This is a genomic window from Synechococcus sp. RC10B2 (assembly GCF_047502635.1).
Genome location: NZ_JANSHO010000092.1, coordinates 1 through 20,929, shown reverse-complemented (window position 1 = coordinate 20,929; position 20,929 = coordinate 1). Strand labels below are relative to the sequence as shown.

At 61.3% G+C, this 20,929-nt stretch carries 22 protein-coding genes and 2 tRNA genes; 14 read left to right on the top strand and 10 right to left on the bottom strand.

All coding sequences use genetic code 11. The features are described 5' to 3' along the window. The first annotated feature begins 158 nt into the window (after window positions 1-158). From NW855_RS14785 to NW855_RS14775, 3 genes are all read left to right on the top strand, one after another. Window positions 159-230: transfer RNA gene (locus NW855_RS14785), tRNA-Val, on the top strand. A 284-nt stretch (window positions 231-514) separates the two neighbouring features. Continuing rightward, on the top strand, window positions 515-1,288 hold the full coding sequence (locus NW855_RS14780; RefSeq protein WP_011431094.1) for a PspA/IM30 family protein: 774 nt from the start codon (window positions 515-517) through the stop codon (window positions 1,286-1,288). Between the two features lie 162 nt (window positions 1,289-1,450). Then, a complete protein-coding gene (locus NW855_RS14775) occupies window positions 1,451-1,915 on the top strand; it encodes a pentapeptide repeat-containing protein (protein ID WP_414402492.1) in 465 nt (154 codons plus the stop codon). 11 nt (window positions 1,916-1,926) lie between these two features. On the opposite strand, the gene cysQ is transcribed toward NW855_RS14775, so the two are convergent. The 5 genes from cysQ to rpsP all read right to left on the bottom strand — a co-directional run bounded on the left by cysQ (window position 1,927) and on the right by rpsP (window position 5,422). After that, on the bottom strand, window positions 1,927-2,724 hold the full coding sequence (cysQ, locus tag NW855_RS14770) for a 3'(2'),5'-bisphosphate nucleotidase CysQ (RefSeq protein WP_011431092.1): 798 nt from the start codon (window positions 2,722-2,724) through the stop codon (window positions 1,927-1,929). 17 nt (window positions 2,725-2,741) lie between these two features. Beyond that, window positions 2,742-3,503, bottom strand: coding sequence for an imidazole glycerol phosphate synthase subunit HisF (gene hisF / locus NW855_RS14765; protein ID WP_011431091.1), 762 nt, complete (start codon window positions 3,501-3,503; stop codon window positions 2,742-2,744). A gap of 27 nt (window positions 3,504-3,530) precedes the next feature. Next, entirely contained in the window at window positions 3,531-4,634 is a 1,104-nt protein-coding gene (locus NW855_RS14760; RefSeq protein ID WP_011431090.1) for an ArsA family ATPase, read from the bottom strand. Continuing rightward, complete coding sequence (locus NW855_RS14755; protein ID WP_011431089.1) at window positions 4,631-4,891, bottom strand: KH domain-containing protein; 261 nt, start codon at window positions 4,889-4,891, stop codon at window positions 4,631-4,633. The genes NW855_RS14760 and NW855_RS14755 overlap by 4 nt, the downstream gene beginning before the upstream one ends. A gap of 63 nt (window positions 4,892-4,954) precedes the next feature. Next, the gene (gene rpsP / locus NW855_RS14750) at window positions 4,955-5,422 is read right to left on the bottom strand and encodes a 30S ribosomal protein S16 (RefSeq protein ID WP_011431088.1); all 468 of its coding nucleotides are present in this window, start codon (window positions 5,420-5,422) and stop codon (window positions 4,955-4,957) included. A 238-nt stretch (window positions 5,423-5,660) separates the two neighbouring features. Here rpsP and NW855_RS14745 point away from each other — a divergent pair, with 238 nt between their 5' ends. Next, entirely contained in the window at window positions 5,661-6,098 is a 438-nt protein-coding gene (locus tag NW855_RS14745) for a TerB family tellurite resistance protein (protein ID WP_414346108.1), read from the top strand. A 51-nt stretch (window positions 6,099-6,149) separates the two neighbouring features. On the opposite strand, the gene NW855_RS14740 is transcribed toward NW855_RS14745, so the two are convergent. Continuing rightward, complete coding sequence (locus tag NW855_RS14740) at window positions 6,150-6,545, bottom strand: metal-sensing transcriptional repressor (protein ID WP_041439172.1); 396 nt, start codon at window positions 6,543-6,545, stop codon at window positions 6,150-6,152. A gap of 113 nt (window positions 6,546-6,658) precedes the next feature. On the opposite strand from NW855_RS14740, the gene sds reads away from it, so the two are divergent. Next, on the top strand, window positions 6,659-7,630 hold the full coding sequence (sds, locus tag NW855_RS14735; RefSeq protein ID WP_011431085.1) for a solanesyl diphosphate synthase: 972 nt from the start codon (window positions 6,659-6,661) through the stop codon (window positions 7,628-7,630). A gap of 15 nt (window positions 7,631-7,645) precedes the next feature. Here sds and lepB read toward each other — a convergent pair whose 3' ends face one another. Next, window positions 7,646-8,332 carry a signal peptidase I gene (gene lepB / locus NW855_RS14730; protein WP_011431084.1) on the bottom strand — a complete coding sequence of 229 codons (687 nt, stop codon included), beginning with the start codon at window positions 8,330-8,332 and terminating at the stop codon, window positions 7,646-7,648. 160 nt (window positions 8,333-8,492) lie between these two features. Between lepB and NW855_RS14725 the strand changes: the two genes are divergently transcribed. Then, the gene (locus tag NW855_RS14725; RefSeq protein ID WP_011431083.1) at window positions 8,493-8,807 is read left to right on the top strand and encodes a hypothetical protein; all 315 of its coding nucleotides are present in this window, start codon (window positions 8,493-8,495) and stop codon (window positions 8,805-8,807) included. 129 nt (window positions 8,808-8,936) lie between these two features. Here the strand turns inward: NW855_RS14725 and NW855_RS14720 are convergent, their stop codons facing one another. Further along, the gene (locus tag NW855_RS14720; RefSeq protein WP_011431082.1) at window positions 8,937-10,004 is read right to left on the bottom strand and encodes a general secretion pathway protein; all 1,068 of its coding nucleotides are present in this window, start codon (window positions 10,002-10,004) and stop codon (window positions 8,937-8,939) included. A 168-nt stretch (window positions 10,005-10,172) separates the two neighbouring features. On the opposite strand from NW855_RS14720, the gene NW855_RS14715 reads away from it, so the two are divergent. The 5 genes from NW855_RS14715 to NW855_RS14695 all read left to right on the top strand — a co-directional run bounded on the left by NW855_RS14715 (window position 10,173) and on the right by NW855_RS14695 (window position 13,530). After that, a complete protein-coding gene (locus tag NW855_RS14715) occupies window positions 10,173-10,910 on the top strand; it encodes a pyridoxine 5'-phosphate synthase (protein ID WP_011431081.1) in 738 nt (245 codons plus the stop codon). Further along, window positions 10,907-11,539 carry a DUF3318 domain-containing protein gene (locus tag NW855_RS14710; RefSeq protein ID WP_011431080.1) on the top strand — a complete coding sequence of 211 codons (633 nt, stop codon included), beginning with the start codon at window positions 10,907-10,909 and terminating at the stop codon, window positions 11,537-11,539. The genes NW855_RS14715 and NW855_RS14710 overlap by 4 nt, the downstream gene beginning before the upstream one ends. 18 nt (window positions 11,540-11,557) lie before the next feature. After that, a complete protein-coding gene (locus NW855_RS14705; protein ID WP_099812887.1) occupies window positions 11,558-12,379 on the top strand; it encodes a biotin--[acetyl-CoA-carboxylase] ligase in 822 nt (273 codons plus the stop codon). Window positions 12,380-12,400: 21 nt separating this feature from the next. Then, entirely contained in the window at window positions 12,401-13,375 is a 975-nt protein-coding gene (locus tag NW855_RS14700; protein ID WP_099812888.1) for a M23 family metallopeptidase, read from the top strand. Window positions 13,376-13,449: 74 nt separating this feature from the next. Continuing rightward, window positions 13,450-13,530 (top strand) — tRNA-Leu (locus NW855_RS14695). Between the two features lie 231 nt (window positions 13,531-13,761). On the opposite strand, the gene NW855_RS14690 is transcribed toward NW855_RS14695, so the two are convergent. Continuing rightward, complete coding sequence (locus tag NW855_RS14690) at window positions 13,762-14,775, bottom strand: glycosyltransferase family 9 protein (RefSeq protein WP_049749781.1); 1,014 nt, start codon at window positions 14,773-14,775, stop codon at window positions 13,762-13,764. 499 nt (window positions 14,776-15,274) lie between these two features. On the opposite strand from NW855_RS14690, the gene NW855_RS14685 reads away from it, so the two are divergent. Further along, window positions 15,275-16,435 (top strand): DegT/DnrJ/EryC1/StrS family aminotransferase, encoded by a 1,161-nt coding sequence (locus NW855_RS14685; protein ID WP_011431076.1) that lies wholly within the window; start codon window positions 15,275-15,277, stop codon window positions 16,433-16,435. Between the two features lie 95 nt (window positions 16,436-16,530). Continuing rightward, the gene (locus NW855_RS14680) at window positions 16,531-17,739 is read left to right on the top strand and encodes a DUF58 domain-containing protein (RefSeq protein ID WP_099812889.1); all 1,209 of its coding nucleotides are present in this window, start codon (window positions 16,531-16,533) and stop codon (window positions 17,737-17,739) included. Window positions 17,740-17,925: 186 nt separating this feature from the next. On the opposite strand, the gene NW855_RS14675 is transcribed toward NW855_RS14680, so the two are convergent. Then, on the bottom strand, window positions 17,926-18,885 hold the full coding sequence (locus NW855_RS14675) for an NAD(+) kinase (RefSeq protein ID WP_011431074.1): 960 nt from the start codon (window positions 18,883-18,885) through the stop codon (window positions 17,926-17,928). 427 nt (window positions 18,886-19,312) lie between these two features. Here NW855_RS14675 and NW855_RS14670 point away from each other — a divergent pair. Then, window positions 19,313-20,929: serine/threonine protein kinase (locus NW855_RS14670; protein ID WP_414509004.1), on the top strand; the 1,617-nt coding region annotated here is incomplete at its 3' end.

Sequence of the window (20,929 nt, the reverse complement as noted above, 5' to 3'; positions counted from 1 at the left end):
CGCTGGGCCAGGCACAAGTGTAGGAGGGGATGGACAAGGCCATAGAAGTCGTCGTCTTGGCAGCCCCGAGCGGCAAGGAGTGGGCCTCGAAGTGGCTTGCAGATGTGATATCATCAATTTCCAACCCTTGGGCAGATGCGCAGCCGCATCTTCAGCGAGGGCTGTTAACTCAGAGGTAGAGTACCACCTTGACACGGTGGGAGCCGCTGGTTCGATTCCAGCACAGCCCATTGTCAGAGGATCCCAAAGACTCTGCCAAAGTTCGAAAAGGCCTTGTCCGGCAAACCCTCTCGGCTTTCAGGGATCCCGACAATTCCATGCAACCTGCGAAAATCCAGGGGGGGACGGGCTCCTCTCTGCAGCGGCTGTTTTGGAGGGCTGGAGCGTTGGTCTGGGGTTACGGCCCATTTCTTCGGATCCCGGCCAGGGATCCCTATACTGGAGTAGGAGCCCTGGAAGGCGCCGGCGTGGCAAGGGTAGCATTAGGTCAAACTGCGAGAGGGGGAAACGACCGATGGGATTGTTCGATCGGGTCAGCCGGATCATCAGAGCCAACCTCAACGCGCTGATCAGCAGTGCCGAAGATCCGGAGAAAATCCTGAACCAAACCATTCAGGACATGTCTGAGGATCACTACCAAATGCGGCAGGCAGTTGCCCAGGCCATTGCTGCCCAGAAGCGGATCGAGCGGCAGTACGAGCAGGCGCAGCAGAACGTCGACGAGTGGCAAAGGCGCGCCGAGTTGGCCCTGCGCAACAACAACGAGGCCCTGGCCCGCGAAGCGCTGGTGCGCAAGAAAACCTTTGCCGAAACCGCCCAGAGCCTGAAGCGGCAGTTGGATGAGCAGACCAAACAGGTGGAAGTCTTGAAGGCCAACATGACCAAGCTGGAGAGCAAGATCGCCGAGGCCAAGACCAAAAAGGATATGCTCATCGCGCGGGCTCGGGCGGCCAAAGCTTCCCAACAAATTAACCAGGTTATCGGACGGGTGGACGCCACCAGTGCCTTCGCGGCTTTCGAGCGTATGGAAGAGAAGGTAAACGCCCTGGAAGCTCAGTCGGCGGCCGTGGCCGAGCTGGCGGTGGACAACTTGGAGCGACAGTTTGCCGCTTTGGAAGCAGGTGGCTCGGACATCGATCACGAGCTGATGATGCTGAAAGCGGCGATGGGGGGCCAATTGCCCGCCGGAGAGCAGAAAGCTCTGCCGAGAGATCAATCTGCTGCCACCAGCGAGAGCGAGGTAGATGTAGAGCTAGAAAATCTACGCCGCGAAATCGACCGGCTTTGAACGAATGGGAGGTAGCGTCTTCTTGAGAGTGTCTCCTCTGGGCTCAGGGGCGTTGGGGTATCCTAAGCAGGGGGACACATAAGCTAGCCCAGAAGAGCTCTTGGCCTGCCTCTGGTGGGGTTAGGGTAGCCTTCTGCGTTTTTGCGAGAGAAACAAACAGCGATGACCACAGCGAGTATCAAACCTCTGCTGGACGCCAAGCAACTGTTGCAGGCTTATGCGTCTGGCCGGCGGGATTTTTCTGGAACCAACCTGAGCGGAGCCCAGTTGAGCGGCGCGAACTTGAGGGGCATTGTCCTGCGGGATGCCGACTTAAGTGGGGCGGATTTGCGCGAGGGGGATCTGTCGGGCGCAGATCTCTCAGGGGCCGACCTGCGCGGAGCCAAACTGCGGCGGGTGAACTTCATTGGGGCCAAGCTGGTCAAGGCCGATCTGCGGGGGGCCAACCTCTACCGGGCCAAGTTGCTCAGGGCCGACCTTAGCGAGGCCGATCTCAGCCGCGCCGATTTGCGAATTGGCGCCGATCTGCGGGGAGCCATCATCACCAACACCCGTTTTCGCGGCGCCCTCTACGATGAGTACACCAAGTTTCCGGAGGGGTTCAACCCCACCGAGATGGGCATGTAATCCCAGGCTTTCTAGGGAACCAGCTCCTGCCACAGTTGGGCTGCATCGGCGGCAGCCGCCACAAAGGGCGGGTTGTGCAGATCAGGCTTGTTGTAGCGCAAGGGATCCCCTTTTAGATCGGTGACGCTTCCCCCGGCTTGCTCGACGATGCAGTGGGCAGCAGCAGTATCCCACTCCATGGTTGGGTCGAAGCGGGGGTAGAGATGGGCGGATCCCTCGGCCACAAGGCAGAGTTTCAGGGCGCTGCCCACCGACTTCACCTCGAGGGAACCGTAGCGCCGCCGCAGCCGCTCGAGAAATTGCTCCGTCTCCGGGCCGCGGTGGGAGCGGCTGGCCACCACTTGCAGAGGGGCCTGGGCGGGCGGGCGGGCCCGGATGGGCTGATCTCCTCTATAGGCCCCCAGCCTTTGCACAGCCCTGTAGGTAAGGCCGAGAGCGGGGGCATGGACGACGCCTAAGATGGGGATCCCTGCCTCGACGAGGGCGATGTTCACGGTGAACTGGCCGCTGCGCCCGATAAACTCGCGCGTGCCGTCCAAGGGATCCACCAGCCAGAACTGCCGCCACTGTTGCCGCTCCGGATACGGGATCCCGCCGGATTCTTCCGAGAGCACGGGGAGGCCGGGGGTCAGATCTTGCAGGCCCCGCAGGATCAAGTGGTGGGCGGCCAGATCGGCTTCGGTGAGGGGGGAGGAGTCGGCCTTGTCCCTGACCCGGATCTGATCTTGCCGATAGATCTCCAAAATGGCCTGCCCGGCTGTTTCCGCGAGGCGGCTGACATGGGGCAGGAGATCGGCCAGATCCTGCATGGGCAAACTCTCCAGGTTTAGCGACGCACCGGAATGCCGTGGGCGGCCAAATCGGCTTTGATCTGGGCAATTGTCAACTGGCCGTAGTGGAGCAGCGAGGCCAACAGGGCTGCTTCTGCTCCCCCCTCTTGCAGAGCCTGGCGGATGTGGGCACATTCCCCTGCCCCCCCTGAGGCGATCACCGGCACCGCCACCGCCTCGGCCACGCGGCGGGTCAGCTCCAAGTCGTAGCCCGCTTGGGTGCCGTCGGCGTCCATGCTGGTCAACAAGATCTCCCCCGCCCCCCGCTCGGCCACGGTTTTGGCCCACTCCACCGCGTCCAGGCCCGTCGGCTCCCTCCCCCCGCGCACGTACACTTCCCAACCGCCACCCTGAGGTTTGGCACGGGCGTCGATGGCCACCACGATGCACTGGGATCCAAACCGACGGCTGGCCTGGGTGACCAGATCCGGATCCCGGACTGCCGCCGAATTGAGGCTCACCTTGTCGGCCCCGGCCCGCAACAGTTGCCGGATCCCTTCCAGATCGCGGATCCCACCTCCCACCGTGAGGGGGATAAACACCTGCTCCGCCGTGCGCCGCACTACCTCCAGCAAGATTTCCCGCTCTTCGTGAGTGGCGGTGATGTCTAGAAAAACCAGCTCGTCAGCTCCCGCCTGGTCGTAGGCCTGGGCCAGCTCCACCGGATCCCCGGCATCGCGCAACTGCACAAACCGGATCCCTTTGACCACCCGCCCCGCCGCCACATCCAGGCAGGGAATGATCCGCTTGGCCAACATCGCCTTCTCCTCCGCTGGCGCGATGGCCTAGCCAAAGGTGATGACTAAGAAAGGCTCCTGAAACTTGGCCCCGGTTACCTGCCGGCCTGCCAAGCTGGGGGGCAAGAACAAGTTGCGCCGCTGATCCCCGGCGGTGATGGTCAGTTCCGGCCCCGACTGGCTCAGCTCGATCTGGGCCTTGCTGAAGCCGGGAATAAACAGCTTGACGGTACGGGCTCCCTCGTCGATGGCCACCGGCGGCGGCACCTGCGGCACCGCGAAAATCCCTCCTACCGCCTCTTCCAAAGCCGACCAATCGGATCCCTGGCGCCGCGGCAGGATGCGCACAGGCAGCGGAGAAAAATCGGCAGCCGACACTTCCCCAGGAACCAGCGGCATGACCCAGAGGCCACCCACCGTCAGCCCCACCATCTGGGCGCTGCCCCAGAGGTAGCGGGCAGTCTGCACGGCCATCGGATCCGGGGTGGTTACCAGGTGGGCCAACACGCGACGAGGATCGGCGATGGCCTGGCGTCCCTCCTCGAAAATGTTGGTCATCCCCCCCAGCCGATTCGACAGATCCTCTAAAGACGAGAACTCCACTGTGCTGACCGATCGCAGCAGGGGCTCGACGAAAGGGCGCAGGGTTTTGGCCAAGTCGGAGCCCAAAAAAGCTTTAGAAGCCCGCCGCCAGTACCAACTGGCCACCTCCGGGATCCCAAAAGCCCGCAAGGTGGTCAGATCCCCCGGCCCATCGTAGAGAATACAGTCGTACTGGCCGCTGGCATCGTAGCGACGCAGGGCTTCCAGAGCCAGGGCCTGATCCATCCCCGGCAACACCCCCAGCTCCTGGCCGTAGATCTCCCGGAAAAAGGGAGTGCGCACGTATTGGGCTTCCAGCTCCTTGGCCGCCGTCCAGTGTTGCTCCAGGAGCTGAGTTGTGCGCAACTGCACCACACTTAAATTGGCGGCAATGGTTACCGGCTCGCCGGAAAGCGGGATCCCGCCCAAGAGCATCTCCAGCCCCGACCCCGGCTGATGGCCCACCAACAGCACCCGCCGCCCCTGCTGGGCTGCTGCCCGGGCCGCTGCCACGGCCAGGGTGCTCCGGCCTGTGCCCCCTTTGCCCAAGAAGGTAAGGATCTGGCTCATTCCCGCTCTCCAGACTCTCCGTAGATGTCGATGTACAGCGATTGCCCCGCCAACTGAGCTGCCGCCATCATTACCTGCCGAATGGCCTGCAGGGTGCGCCCGCCTCGCCCCAACACCCGCCCGCGATCCTTGGGGTCAAAAGCCAGCCGCAGCCATACCTTGCGCCCGCCACAAGTGGTTTCCACATCCATTTGCGGCGGGCCACCGCTGAGCAACGGCTCGATCAGGAGATGGACAAGGGCCTCGTAATCCGGCATGGGGAGCTAGACGACAGGGAAGAACAACTGCCGAGCCAAGCTTAACCGAAAGCGTAGCCGACCCTAGGCCTCAACCTGAGGCTTTTCCTCCTCAGGCTCCGGCTCCTGGGAGTTCGGTTCCGCTGCCGCCCCAGCCGGCTCGACTTCCCCCGGTTGCCCTGCCATCTCGGCAGAGGCCTCGCAAACAGCGGCAGGCTCCTCTGTGGACGGCGCCGGATCAGGGATCCCAGCCTCCGGCTTGGCGATAGCCGGGATGCGAATCGCGGCAACCACTCCGCCCTCGCCGGCTTTGAGCATCTCGTAGATGCCGGCCTTCCTGAGGAGGCTGTCCACCGTATCTGTAGGCTGAGCGCCACAACGCAACCACTTGAGCAGGCCTGCCGTCTCCAGAACCGTCTCCTTGGTGCGCGGGTTGTAGTAGCCCAACTCCTCCAGCGGACGACCCTCGCGGCGGGCCTTACTTTCGATGGCGACGATGCGATAAGTGGGTTGCCGTCTTTTTCCGTAGCGCTTGAGCCGCAATTTAACCATGGGGTGTCTGCTCCTCGGGGGTGCTCCGCAAGCTGTAAAGGGTTACCAAGAGAAAAAAAGATGAAGCAAGCCAAGTTGCCGCCCCTTCCCACATCCCAGCGGAAGTCTTGGCGGCTAGCTATGACACAGGCCCTCTATTGTAATCGATTTTTCCTCGGCTGAAAAAGGGTCGAATCGACACCAGGTGGCATCTTCGTGGCAAAGTTGAAGAGGAAACCCAAGCTCAGCAGCAACCCCTATGGTCAACTACGCCGACTTGACAGATGAGCAGCGCCAGCTCTACCTCAAAGCCTTGATCGCGGTGGCCCGCGTGGACGGCCAGTTGGACGAAGAGGAGAGCAACTTTTTCCTGCAAATTGCAGAAGGGATGGGCGTCGAAAAACAGGTGGCCCAAAGCTATCTGGCCGACGAGACAGGCGCAACCCTAGACCTCAGCCGGATCCCTCCTCTACACAATGCAGCCGGAGCCTTGATCCTGAGAGATTTGGCGGCGATGGCGGTGGTCAACAACGAGCTGGCGGAAAAAGAAGAGGCCCTGATTTTCGAGATCGGCAAAGCCATGCAGTTCAGCCAGGAGGAGATCAACGAGTTCTTGGACTGGGCCTTCATGGGCCTGCAATGGCAACTGAAAAGCGCCGCTCTGCTGGAGCGCTACGCTGCCGACGGCAACAGCTAGCCTTGGCTTGAGCAAAGCCCAGCCCACCCCCATGGGAAAGGCTTGTATCCACTAGCTGATGTAGCGATCCAGGGCCCGCTGCAGCTCTTCCAGTTCCACCTCGATGTTGCCACTTTCGATGGCGTGGCGGATGCAGTGACGGATGTGATCGTCAAGAATAAGGCGCGCCACCCGATCCAGTGCCCCCTTGACAGCGGCAATCTGCAGCAGCACATCCGGACAGGGCTGATCCTGCTCGATCATGGAGCGGATCCCGCGCACATGCCCCTCGATGCGAGCCAGACGATGGATCAGCTTGCGCCGCGACTGCGGGTCATGGTGGTGAGGCTGGGCTCGCCCCGATAGAGGTGGCCGCTCCAGTGCAAGCTCCCACTCCTCCTCCCAATCGGGTTCTGCAGGGAGGGGGGGGACAGAGCCGGTTGGCACTGGGGGAACGGGATCCGACATAAAAAAGCAGAGGACTCTTTGCATGATACCGCTCGCTTTTCCCCGAGAACGTTGGGGTGCTCTACAATAAGGGGAGATATGAAATTTTGTAAAACCTCTCATACTTTGGCTCCATGACCTCTGTGCTCTCCCCCTTTGGCCCTGTAGAAGCGGATCTGGAGCGTTTACGCCAGAACCTGTCGCGGCTGGTTAGCGCCAAACACCCAATTCTGGCCATGGCTGCCGAACATCTGTTTTCGGCGGGGGGGAAAGGGATCCGACCGGCGATTGTGCTGTTGATTGCGCGGGCTACTACGCCGGATGGGGAGATTACCCCGCAGCATTGGCGCCTGGCGGAAATTACCGAGATGATCCACACGGCCAGCTTGGTGCACGACGATGTCATCGACACTGCCGATGTGCGGCGGGGCATCGACACAGTAAATACCCTTTTCGACAACCGCGTAGCGGTGCTGGCGGGGGACTACCTCTTCGGCCAAGCTGCCTGGTATTTGGCTAACCTGGACAATCTGGAAGTGGTGAAGCTCCTGTCCAAGGTGATCATGGATCTGCCGGAGGGCGAGGTGCGCCAGAGCCTCACCCGCTTCGACCCGGATGTGTCCTTGGAAGAGTACCTGGCCAAGAGCTTCTACAAAACCGCCTCCCTCATATCCGGCAGTTCTAAGGCCGCCGGGCTGCTGAGCGGGGTCAGTCCTGAGGTGGCCGATCGCCTCTTCGACTTTGGCCGCGACCTGGGCATTGCCTTCCAAATCGTGGACGACCTGCTGGATTTCACCGCTTCGGCAGAGATGCTCGGTAAGCCGGTGGGATCTGACCTCATCCAGGGCAACTTGACGGCACCGGTTTTGTTCGCCCTGGAGGAGTTTCCCCAGATGCGAGAGCTGATCCTCCGAGAGCTGGCCGAACCCCAGGATCTCCAGCAGGCCCTGGAGTGGGTTTACCAGAGCAATGGGATCCCGCGCTCCCGCGAGTTGGCGCGAGACTATGCCCGTCGGGCTGCTGAGGCGTTGGAAGTTCTCCCCGATTCGGTAGCCCGCCGAGCTTTGTTTCAGATGGTGGACTATGTGCTGGAGCGGGCCCGCTGAGAGGTTTTCCCAGGTTTAGGTTCGACTCCCCGAGGCCTGCGCCCCTTCAGAAGAGAGCTCCGGATACTCTGGCGGGGTGAAAAAGTGCAGGCGATTGGGGGGCCAAAAGCGGAAGATGGTGTTGCCGATGATGTTCTCTTCCGGCAAAAATCCCCACACATGGGAGTCTTGGCTGTCGTTGCGGTTGTCCCCCATCACAAAATAGGAGCCGGGGGGGACGAGAAATTCGGATCCCTGGTTGGGCACGCCGGGGCAGCGCTCGCCCGGACAGGAGTAATTGGGGGGAGCGTAGATATAGTCCTCCTGGAGCGGGATGCCGTTGACGATCACCTTGCCATCGGCAATGCGGATGCGATCCCCCGGCAGGCCGATCACCCGCTTGATGTAGGCACCGTCGAAGTTCAGCTTGGCAGGCGGGTAGAAGACGATGATGTCGCCCCGTCTGGGGGAGCTGAAGCGGTAGCTGATCTTTTCCACCACCAGCCGATCTCCTTCTTCTAGGGTGGGCAGCATCGAATCGGAGGGGATCCAACGTGCTTCCGCCACAAAGGTGCGAATGCCGAAGGCCAACAGCAGCGCCAGCACCACTGTCAGCAAGTTCTCCCGCTGAGCCTGCCACCAAGCGCGGGATCTGGAGCCAGCGGAGGTTTCTCCTGGCGGCAGCTTGGGCTGGGGCAAAGACGTCGGATCTTTTGACGACATGGCGGCTAGCGCACAAGACTGCACGATCTCCAGATTATCGCACTCAACCGAGGCAGTAGGAGCAGAGGCTGTCCGGTCAAGCCGACGCTAGAGAGACAAAAGGCCGGGAGTAGCCTAGGATCGATAGGCGGAGATACCCTGCTCGTGACTTCCAAGCCCCATGACGATTTCGACAGAAGAGCGCCTAGAGCGGGTCGAGCGGCTGGTTGAAACCAACAGCCAAGCAATAGCTCGCCTCACCCAACAACAAGGGGAGATTCTGGATCGGATCGATCGGCTCTCAGGAGATACCCAAAAGCTCTCGGAGCGGGTCGAGAAGCTCTCGGGTGACGTCGAAAAGCTCACTTTTAAGTTCGACACCGCCCAAACCATTGGAGAACGGCTGGAACGTCTGGCCACCAGCCTGATTGCCGGGGCCACCATCAGCATTATTGCCGGGGTGATTTTGGTGCTGTTGCGGGAGGGATCCCGCTAGGAAGAAGCCGCTCAGGTTGTCGTGGGAATGGGACGCCTGGAGCGAGGAGGAGAGGCTTCTGGATTCCTACGGGCAGGGATTGGGGCAGGAGAGCAGTGGCCCGGCCTGTATCCAAATGCCCATAGGAGATCAACTGCCGGAATTGAGTTTTTCCCAGTCCTGCTGGCGGATGGCGATCATCTGGGCTTGGGCCTGAATGGCCGCCAGCATTTCTGTCATCAGGGGCCAGTCGCTGCCGGGGGGGGTGGGGTATTGCTTCAGCTTCTCGATTGTGGTGCTGAGGGCAGCTTGCAGTTGTTGCAGCAGTTGATGGGCCTGCTGGGCCAAAGCCACAGTCTCGGAGACGCGGAGGCGGTTTTGGCCTTGCTGATACTTGTGGAGGGTCTCCCCTCGCAGAATGCTGAGGATGGCGCCTTCCCTGGAGGAGGAAACCTGGCCACTCTTGGAGCGCTGGGGAATGATGCGCAATTGCAGCACCAGCGGCTCCCCCCGATACATCCGCTCTGCTTCCGCCTGCTGGGGCTCCCCGATCAGCCCTGCATCCAGGGCCATCATCCGCTTCATGGCGGCGATCAACTTTGCCCGTATCGACTCCGAGAGATCCTTAAATAGATCCCGCAAAATCCCCTGCTGGCGGTAGCGCACCCGACACACCAACCCCTCCTGGGGTTCAACAAAAATTTGCTCCGCTTTCTCCTCCAAAGCTCGCCGCAGCATCGAGTTCAGCAACTGCTGCGCCGTCTCTTCCGATTCGTCAACAGGAAGGGGCGGAGCAGTTGGCCGTGCCGGCAGCGGCTGGGTGGGGGTCAGTCGGCTGGGCGGCTCGGCCACGGGAGCAGGAACTTCCCGGGTGACGCGGCTGGCTTGGGCCTGGAGGCGTAGCTGCTCCACCTCTGCCGGGCTCGGCGGATGGCTGAAGTAGTAGGCAATTAAATCCTGCTGCTGCTCAAAAGTAATCGGGATCGGCTCAACGGAGATCTGGGAATAGGCGAGCATCTTGCTCACGTAGTCCAACGCCGCCAAATCCTGGGGATCCACCATGCCCAAGATCAAGCTGTCGGTGTCCAGAGCGAGGGGCACAACCTGGTAGTAGATGCAGATTTCTACCGGCAGGTATTGGGCAATCAGGACCGGCACCCGCGCCCGGTCAACAATGGAGTGTTGTCCCACCGCCAAAGAGGTATCTGGATTGGTCATGGCAAGCCCGCAGTGGATCCCGGAGGGGCGAGGTGTCGTTCTCGATCATAAAGCCTGTGCCCCTTAGCTCTGCGCCCCGCAATACCCTGACTCGTCTGACCGGCACAAGTAATGAATAATGTAATACTAGGAGCATTCATCACCAGCTACAGTGAAAGAAGTTGAGCCTTGTTAAGTCTGGGAGTTAACATCGACCACGTCGCCACCCTGCGCCAGGCTCGCCGCACCGTAGAGCCGGATCCGGTGGCCGCGGCGGTGATCGCCGAGTTGGCAGGGGCAGATGGGATCACGGTGCATTTGCGCGAGGATCGCCGCCATATCCAGGAGCGGGATGTGCGGCTACTGCGCCAGACGGTGCGCACCCACCTCAACTTGGAGATGGCCGCCACCGACGAGATGGTGGCCATCGCCCTGGAGATCAAGCCCGATTATGTCACCCTAGTGCCCGAGCGGCGAGAAGAGGTCACCACCGAGGGCGGTCTGGATGTGGCCGGGCAGGTGTCGCGTCTTAGCGAGGTGGTAAGCCAACTGCAGGGATCCGGCATTCCCGTCAGCTTGTTTGTCGATCCCGATCCCATCCAAATTGCCGCCGCTGCCCAGGTGGGGGCCCGCTGGGTGGAACTGCACACGGGACGCTATGCGGAGGCATCCTCGGAGGCGCAGCAAGAGGCGGAGTTGGCCCAACTGCGGCAGGCCAGCCAACAGGCGATTCAACTGGGCTTGCGGGTGAACGCCGGACACGGCCTCACCTACTGGAACGTCGGCCCGGTGGCCCGGATCCCTGGCATGGAAGAGCTGAACATCGGCCATAGCATCATCAGTCGAGCGGTGCTGGTGGGATTGGAGCGGGCAGTGCGAGAGATGCGTCAGGCGATGGGATTAAGCTCAGGAGTAGGCCCGGCATGAACTCGGAGTACTACAGCTACGACAACTACGTTCTCGACCAGGCTGAGATCGATCGCCTGCTGGATCTGCTGCCCGCCAGCATGCGGGAGAGCGTGAAGATCTTGCCGGCCTCGGAGCGGCAGACGGTGGTGATCAAGGGCCGCCGACAGATGCCCTGGGAACGGCAGATGCGGCTGTTCATCAAACCCTACGAGTGGCGACAGTTCACTCCTCTGCAGCGGGCAGGGCTGTTTCTCCACAAGGTGGGCTACTACAGCCGGGCAGCCTCGCGGCAGATCGACTTTTACCTGGCCATAGCGGCTCTGGGAGGGCTGAGCCTGATCTTCGAGGTCGTGCAGCAAGACCCGGTGGGGGCGACGGTTTCGGGAGGGTTGAGCGGCTTGGCGCTTTGGCAGTTGCGCCGCGACCAGACCAACGACCGCCGTCTTCTGGCTGCCGATGCCTACGCCGTGGATCGCCTGGTGTTGCGCGGGATCCCACGGCTGCAGGCGGTGGAGGCGCTGGGGCAGGCGCTGCACGTGGAGGCCCGTCTGGAGGGGCGCTCCGGCAACGACCTGCTGGACATGTTGCGCTATCAAAATCTGAAGCGGTTGGCCCAACGCCCGGCAGAAGATATCGTGTTGAGCTAGGGCTGGGGGGACTTAGCCATGCTCTCCCCCTCGCGGCTGGGATCCCTGGTGGGCCAGGGGGCATGGGGCCACCACCTCTTGCAGGTGGTGACAACCGACTCCACCAACCGGCTGCTTTTGCAGTGGGGGCGCCAGTTTCCTCAGCCCCTGCCGCCGGGCACGGTTTTGGTCAGCACCCGCCAACGGGCAGGACAGGGCCAGCACGGGCGGGTGTGGCACTCGGAGCCGGGGGGGCTGTATCTGTCGGTCTGGCTGGGATCCCCGCCTCTGCGGCATTCGCTGCTGGAGTTGACCCTGACGCTGGCCTGGGGTGTTGTGGATAGCCTACGACAGAAACTGGGGATCCCGCTGCGGCTGAAATGGCCCAACGACCTGGTGGTGGTGGATGAGCAGTGTCCGGGTTCTCTGCGCAAGCTGGGTGGCCTCTTGGTGCAGAGCCGCTTTGGGGAGAGAGGGCAACTGCTGGGGCTGGTGGCCGGCGTTGGGGTCAATGTCAACAATCCCGTGCCCGCTGGCGGGATTGCCTTGGCAGAAATTCTGGGATCCCGGCAGGACAGCACCGCAGTTGCCGCCTGGGTTTTGCAGGGGATGGAGCGCGGGTTTCAGATCTGGCTGCAGGAGGGGTTTGCCCCTGTGCGCTCCAGGTACGAAGCCTGGACGGTGAAGCCGCAAGTCCAATGGCTCCCTGGTGAGGCGTCGGCTACGGTTTTGGGCCTTGCCGAGGATGGCAGGCTGCGGGTACAAACTCCAGGAGGACAGATCCTCGTCCTTTCTCCCGACCAGGTGCGCCTGAGCTATCAAGCGTCTCTTGCCAGTGGCCCTTCGTTTCCTCCTGAGTGACCCGTGTTGGATCCCTTGCGCATGTCGGCAAAGTCTTTTTGGCTGCGTCTTCTCTCCCGGCCAGGCAGCCGGTTGGCGAGAAGGGCGCGGCTGCTGCGGCGGCTGGGCCTGGGCTTAGGGTTGGGACTGGGCCTGCTGCTCTGCTTCTCTTCCACCGCTCTGCTGGCGCAGACGCAACTCCATCCTCTGCCCCCTCCTCCCTCAATAGGCCCGGCTCTGGACACCCCTGGAGCAGAAGCCCTGCTGTTGGATGGTGCCATTCCCCTGCCGGCGGGCAGCCCAGAGTCTCCAGGCTTGGCGTCCAAACCTGGCAGCTCTCCAACCCTGGAGGCAGAAACCCGCGCAGAGACGGTGGTGGGGCGGGAAATTATTATGGAGCCGCCAGCAACCCAGAACTTGGCCGTCGATGCTCAGCCGGAAAGTGGGGTGCCGGTGGTGCTGATGGAGCGCAGCTCCGGTCGCCGCATCATCCTCATGCCAGGCGAAGAGATTCGTATTGAGGATCCCAGCCAACCCCAAACGCCTAAGCCGCCAGCGCCGGCATTGCCCGAATTGGCGACAGGTGAAGAACAGTTGCTCTATCCTTTGCCCCACCCCGTGCCGATTACCTCTGGGTTTGGCATGCGAATTCACCCCATCCGCGGCCAGCCAGAGTTCCATGCCGGCGTGGATCTGGGGGCCAGCCTGGGCACGCCAATCCTGGCTGCGTTGAGCGGCAAGGTGGTGAGCGCGGGATCCTTGGGAGGCCTGGGAATTACGGTTGTGCTGGACCATGGCGGCAGTCGGCGCACCCGCTACGGCCACATGTCCGAAGTCGCGGTAAGAGCCGGGGAAGTGGTGGAACAGGGATCCGTGATCGGCTATGTGGGGGCAACCGGGGCGGTAACCGGGCCACACCTGCACTTTGAGCTGTGGAAGCGGGCAGGGGGGCAAGGCTGGGTGGTTTTGGACGCCACAGAGGAGCTGAAGGTCGCCGTTGCCCAGTTGCCGGGTTAGCCAGAGCCGGCTTGGGTTAGCATAATTGAGCGGGATCCGAGTCGGCTGACAACCGGCCTACGGGGCCAGCTTTTGCGGACGTGGCGGAATGGCAGACGCGCTAGACTTAGGATCTAGTGCCGCAAGGCGTAAGGGTTCAAGTCCCTTCGTCCGCATGGCCAAACAAGCTCCTCATTCCCGGCCTTTTTCCTAGAGGGAGAAGGAGAAAACTGTGCTACTCCCTTTCCAGGCTGGGACAGCCGGTATAGCGGGACAAGCTCTCCCTGGGGCGAGGAGCGCAGTGTCCTGGGAGAGGAGTTGGGGTGAGGGAATGGTTTCAAACTTGTCCGAAGTGGCTGCAGGATCCCATAACCTTTTGGGCTGGTCTTGGGGAAAGTCTTCTGCCGCTAGCCGGGGAAGATCACTTGCAGGATTTGCTCAGGAGCAATCGAGTCGATCACCCCGTTGGCAGCCTTAACGGCGCGGAACGGCCCTTCGGAAGGCAGCAGCCGCTCCGGCTCAGTGGGGCCAAACACAGCCACCAGGGGAGTTTGGGTGGCTACTGCTAGGTGCATGGGGGCGCTGTCGGTACACAACAGCAGGGTGGAGCCAGCAATCAAGGCCGCCAGTTGGCCCAGGTGGGGAGGGCGGCTCACCGGCAGATCCGGCAGTTGCGACAGAAAGCCCTCCGCCAGCTGCTCATCTTCTGGCCCCAGCAGCAGCACCAGCGGCAGCTCCGGCCGCTTTTCCCGGAAGCCCTTGATGACCTTGACCCAGCTGGCGGGGGGGTAGATTTTCTGAATTCCCTTCTCCTGGGACAGTTGGCTGGCGCCGGGATGTAACAGCACGTAATCTTGGGCAGCATCCCCCAGCAGGCGCTTGCGTTCCTGCTCGGCCCACTCCAGGTCCGTCTTCTTTAGGCGAACCTGAGGCAGGCCTGCCGTCGCAGTGATGCCAAACCCCTGCAGCAGGTCGTGATACATGCTCGCTGCATATTGGGCCGGCTTCAGGGGCACCGGGTCGGTCAGCCAAGGTCGCCCAGGCCCTGGTGGAGCATAGCCAACCCGCTTCGGGATCCCAGTTAGCCAAAGCAGCAGCTTGACCCCTAAGCTTCTGCCCAGGCTCAGCACCGCATCGTACTGCCGTTCCCGGATTCGCCCCAGCAGATCGCTGATATCTCCCAACGAGAGCTGCTCTTTAAACGGAAAGGTTAGCACCCGATTCACCGAGGGACAAACCTCGTAGGCAGCTGCCGCCCGCGGCTCCACCAACACCTCTAGCTCCGCTTCTGGAAAGCGCTGCCGCAAACTTGCCAGGGTGGGAAAAAAAAGAATTTGGTCGCCAATCCCTCCCGGCACCAAAGCTAGAATTCGGGGGGCCAAAGGGGCTTTGCCGAGAACTGCTTGAGAAGCAACCTGCATAGAACATCCTGTCGATAGCTGTAGCCGACCTAGGGAATCCCTGGCCAGGGACGTACCGCGTTTACTCTATCTCAGATTGGGATAGATTCGGAGTGGGCTGGGATCCCAGCAGTCCACTTGTAGCGAAGATAAGGGAAGAATCACTTGGGGCCAGAGCGTTGTGGACGCCGAAAATCAGCTTTTCCGCCTCAGGGAAGAGGCATAGGCGATTTTAATCGCTGATTTCTCTCTCTGCTACACTGTACATACTGACCTACCTTCGTGAAAAACCTAGCCGGCAGCTAAGCAAGACAAACCAAGCAGAGCCTTGGCATTATGTCCTTGCTTGCGCTAGCGGGACAGGGCTGTGAGAGCTGTCTAGAGGCGGCTTGACAACGCCTTTACGAGTCCAGCAACGGACTGGGTAAGAATTCTCCAGCTTTCTTTAGTTGGTGGGAGTGTCGAAAGCTCTCATCCTCGATAATGGGCTGTGGCCGCTACCTTCCCAAAAGGCAGCACCGTGACGGATGAGCCTATTCCGCTGCTGGACTTGACCTTGCAATACCGCGCTCTGGCTGAAACCCTTCTGCCCGAGGTGGAGGCGTTGCTGGCCTCAGGCCAGTACATCGGGGGAGAGGCGGTGCGGCGTTTTGAGGAGCTATTCTCCCGGTTTCTTGGCGGCGGGGACCTGGAGGCTGTTGGCTGCAATTCCGGCACCGATGCTTTGGTGCTGGCCTTGCGCGCCCTTGGGATCCAAGCAGGTGACGAGGTGATCACCACTGCCTTTAGCTTTTTTGCCTCCGCCGAGGCTATCGACTTGGTGGGGGCACGGCCGGTGTTTGTGGATGTGGATCCCTGCACTTTTAACCTGGATCCCCAGCTTCTGGAAAAGAGCATTTCCCCCCGCACCAAGGCGGTGATCCCGGTGCATCTGTTCGGCCAGGCGGCCAACATGACCGAGATTCTGGCCATCGCGCGGCGACATGGGTTGGCCGTGATAGAAGATTGCGCCCAGGCGGTGGGGGCCTGTTGGGGGGGCAGGCCGGTGGGAACCTGGGGAGATATCGGCTGCTTCAGCTTTTTTCCCACCAAAAACTTGGGGGCAGCAGGGGATGGTGGGGCGGTGGTGACCCGGGATCCACAATTGGCCCGCAAGGTTCGCATTCTTAAAGAACACGGCCAGACTCGCCAATACCAGCACGAGCACATCGGCCTCAACAGCCGCCTCGACGCGCTGCAAGCCGTGATCCTGTCGGTTAAGTTGACCCACCTGCGGGAGTGGAACTGGCGGCGGCAGGGGATTGCCGAGTCCTATCACCGCCTGTTGCAGGGGATCCCTGGGCTGATCCTGCCCCAGGTGGCGGTGGGGGGCAACTCGGTGTGGCACCAGTACACGGTGCGGGTGCCTGGTTCCGACTCGACGGACTCGCGGCGGCGCGACCGGTTGCAAAAGCAGTTGCAGGAGCGGGGCATTGCCAGCCGCGTTTACTACCCCATCCCGCTGCATCTGCAGCCGGTGTACCGCAAAAAGTTGGGGTACAAACCTGGGGATCTGCCCAATGCTGAGCTCTGTGCTGCTCAAGTGTTGTCCTTGCCCTGTTTTCCTGAGTTGACTCTCCAACAACAGGAGCGGGTGGCTGCGGCCATTGCCCAAATCCTCACCGAACAAACCTGCTCCTAGTGCCTGATCCCTTTACGCTGCAAGATACGGGTATTCTTGCGCGGAGGGTTGGGGAGCAAGAATTAGCGGTACAGGGCTGCAGAGGAGGCAGGCAAATGTTATTGAAACTTAGCCAAACGGCACTTCAACTCCTGCAATCGTTGCAGTGGCCGCGGAAGTTGGGGATCCGCCCTCCCCAGTTGTCCTCAAGGCAGCGGGTTCGTTTTCTGCGCCGCTTCCGCTTTACCCGCATCGGGGGGCGGTTTGTTGGGATCACCCTCTTGGTAAGCATTGCCGCCTTCAACACCGGCAACAATCCCCTTTACTTGGTGCTGGGGATGCTGCTCAGCCTCATTCTCCTCAGCGGCATGCTCTCCGAGCTTACCCTCAAAGATCTGGAGGTGAGCCGGCAGTTGCCCAGCCGCATTTTTGCCGGCCAGCCGGTCTTGGTGGGGCTGACGCTGGTCAACCGCAAACGGCGCCTGCCCAGTTTTTCCCTACAGGTCAGCGAGCGCATTGAGGGGCTCAGGCGGGCCGATTGGCCTTCCAGCTACGTTTTGCGCTTGGATCCCGGCGCCAAGCTAGATACCTTCTATCAGCACACTTTTTCACGGCGAGGGGCGTGGCGGCTGCAGGGCTTTGAAATTGCCACCAGCTTTCCCTTTGAACTCTTCCGCAAGGCAGTGGAAATTGAGGATGCGCAGACGGTGATCGTGTTTCCTCGGCCTGCCCCTGTGCAGGGTTTGCTGCTGCCGGATCAGTTCAGCGGCGGCAGCCGGTTGCGCCCTCAGCCGGGCCAGGAGGGGGACTATCTCAGCTTGCGGCCTTATCGTCCCCAAGATGATGTGCGCTCGGTGCACTGGAAGATCTCGGCCAAACGGGATCAACTGGTCGTGCGCGAGCTGGAGCGTCCCCGTTCCCAGGCCATTGTCCTCTGTTTTGAAAACCGCTGGCAGCCGCGGGGAGAAGGCCCTGAAGCGCATCGCAACAAGCTGGAGCGGGCCGTAGAGCGCTGTGCCGGGATCCTCACCTATCTCATCCGGGAAGGCCACCCGGTGGCGTTGGCCACCTTGCAGGAGCGGACTCCTTTCGGAACGGATTTGGCCCATCTAGATTGCCTATTGGCCCTCTTGGCTCAACTGACGTTTGTCGGGGATCCGCAACTCAATTCTCAACTGAAAAGAGAGCCTGATCCCTCTGTCGGGTTTAACCTCACCCCCCAAGATCGCTGTGTGCTGCTGGCCCATCCCGGCCAGGATGGAAAATCTGCCCCGGCCCATCTCATCCACACGGGATCCCTGCTGCAATTTATCCCAATTGAGTGAACCTCAGACTCATTTTGATAGCGGAATCCGTCGGGGAGCGTTTGGAAAGCTTGAGTCGCGGATCTCTTTAAAGCTTTAGGTTGAACTGCTGGAAAAGTGTCTGAGTAGGTAAAGTCTGAGGCTCATGGGAGAGGATTCCAGGGGAGTCAAACTCCGCTACTCTAGCTCCCCAACTTTAGGATCCCTTTATCCCCCTTCCGGGCGGTGGTTGGTGGTGGGGATGTAGATGCGGCTGCCGGCCCACTGCAGTTTTTCTCGCAGGGTGCGGAAGTAGGAGAGGTCTTTTTCTAGGATCAGCAGCTTGGCCGGCAGGTGAGCCCGTTGAATTTGTACCCACTGGCCGGGGTTGACCGATTGGGCCAAGACGCCATCGCTCCAGAGGCGGGTCAGCCCTTCCGGATCGGCAAGGGGCCAGATCTCCACCGTAGCCGTGCCGCCGATGACGATGGGACGGCTGGACAAGCTGAGGGGACAGATGGGGGTGATGATGATGGCCTCAAAGCTGGGCTCCAGAATGGGGCCGTTGGCTGCCAGGGTGTAGGAGGTGGATCCCGTCGGTGTAGCCACCAGCACACCATCCCCGTGGTACTGATCCAAAATCTCGCCATTGACTTCGATTTCCAGGATGGCGGCGGGCAGGCGTTCCCGGTTGATGGGCTTGAGGCACATTTCGTTGAGGGCGTAGTACACGTCACTGACCGGGCGGCCCTGCCGCTTGCCCTCGCCAGGAATAGCCCCCTGCCCCAGTTGCACTTGCTCCCAAATCTGGGCCTGCAACATCATCCGGGCTTGCAGGACGAAGTCTCCGGCCTGGATGCGATCCCAGGGATCCTGGTGCAGCACCCGCTCTGACTGGGCCAAAAACCCCAGCCTGCCCCCCGACTGAATGGGCAAAATGGGGATCCCATGGGGGGCCAGGTGGCGGGCCGCCGCCAACACCGACCCATCTCCCCCCAGTACCACAGCTAGGTCGATGGGATCGGAAGTGGCCTCCAGGAAGACCGGGTAGGGGTTGTGGTGCAAGCCGGTGGGGGCTGTTAGCACCGTAACGCCGCGCCGGCGCAACTGCTCCGCACACAGTTGACAGGCGGCCTTGCTCTCCCGATCCCCCTCTTTGTAGGCAATCACCACCAAGCCCAAGTCCATAAGCCCTCGCGCAGGGATCCCTTCCGATCATCCCCCTTTGGGCTGAAGGTTGCCCAGAAGGCTGAATTTCCCCCAGCATTCCCTTGCGCTTTTTTCACATTTACTGGAGATCCTTAAAAAAATCTCTAAATAGTCATTCCAAATGGTAATAAAAAACGGCTTGTCGCAACGCTGTCGCGCACGCGCTGGCGGCGCAAAGCGCTATCCCTAACTCCCCTCTCCCTTTGGGAGAGGGTCTGGGGGTGAGGGGGGCTGGGAGAGGGGCTGGAGGTGGTCGCGCCGGCGGCGCGGAGCGCTTGGGCCTCCAGAGAGTCAAAGATTGGGATCCCTGAAGTTGGACTGAGCAATGGGCGGGTATGAATTCCAGCAATTGGTTTATCGTATGGACATCTTGGCCTGAGCTGCCTTTTCTTGCGCCTGCAAACCTATGTCTTTTGATCTCACCAATCGCATTTTGGGCGGTCGCTACCGGCTAATTCAAGAAATCGGTGGTGGCGGCATGGGATCCGTCTTTCGCGCCTTGGACTTACACAACAACCACCAAGAGGTGGCGGTCAAGATCCTGCACGCGCCCTTGCTGCTGAGCCGGGGCGACGCCCAGATCGATTTGCGCCGCCGCTTTGCCGAAGAGATCCGCATCAGCATCCTTCTGGGACAGCATCCCCGCATCGTCAAAGTTTTGGATCACGGCCAAGAGGGCGAGCAAGCCTACCTGGTGATGGAGTACCTCAAGGGGCAGGATCTGGGCAAGCTGATGCGGGAAAAAGGGGCTCTGCCGCTTCGGCAAGTCATTCGGTTGGCCCTGCAGGCTTGTGAAGGGCTGCACTTTGCCCACACGTTCCGCGCCAAGGTAGATGGCCGCGAGATTCGGGGCGTGATTCACCGCGACATCAAGCCCAGCAACCTGTTTCTCGAGCAAGTCTTGCAAGAGGGCCAACTCACGTCTCAACTGAAAATCCTCGACTTCGGCGTGGCCAAGACCCTGGCGGATCACACCCTCAGCCTAGGCACCCACAAAGGGGGCGGATTTATCGGCACGGCCCGTTACGCCTCTCCTGAACAGATACGGGGCAAGTCTCTGGATGCCCGCTCGGATATCTACTCGTTTGGGGTGGTGCTCTACGAGATGCTGACGGGATCCATGCCCTTTCAATTGGAAACCGACTCGTTGCACAGTTGGATCCACGCCCATTGCTACGAAAGCCCCCTTGAGATCAACCCGGAGACAACTCCGCAGCCGATCCCGCCCGCCTTGGCAGCGGTGGTGATGGATTGCCTGAAGAAAAACCCGGACGAACGCCCGCAGACGATGCAGGAGCTGGGGGAGCGGCTGCTGCAGGCCTATGAGCTGACGGTGGCCACTCAACTCCCCAGCAGCCAGGCCAGTACCGTGATTCTTCCCACCGGCGGTGCCAAGGCTCAAAACGAGGCTCCACCCTCTTCCGATCCCAGACCGCCGATCAAAACCACCGGCAATACAGGATCGGCTTCTGGAGCCTTTGAAGACATCCGCGATGAAGATCTGGATCTTGTCGAAGATGAGCCCATCCCGCCTGCAGGTGCAGGGATCCCCTATTACATCGCCGAGCGGGAACCTCTCCCCTCAGATCCCTCGGCAGAAGCTGCGCCGGATCCCTCCCCCAAAGTTGAAGGCGAAACTGCCGAAACGCCCTCTACAGTCATCCAGGCCAGCAACACGCTTCCGGCTGCTCCCCCTCAGGATCCCCCCGTCCCACCACGAACGGATACTCCCCCTACCCGTCCCCTGCCGCAAGCCGCCCCCCCAACGGTTCTCCAGCCTTCCGGCAGCAGCCTAAAGTGGGTCTTGGCCGGGGGAGGCGCTGTGGCTTTGTTGGCCGCCTTTTGGCTCTGGCCGCGCCCAACAATCCGCGATACTCAGGAAGAGCCGGAGCCGATTTCTACCGCTGAAGTCACCCCAACACCTACCCCCGAGCCCGCCCCGACTCCGACACCGCCACCCCCTCCCCCAGCCGCCGCGGCTACCCCTCAGCGAGCACGCGGTGCTAGCGGGAAGAGCGGATGC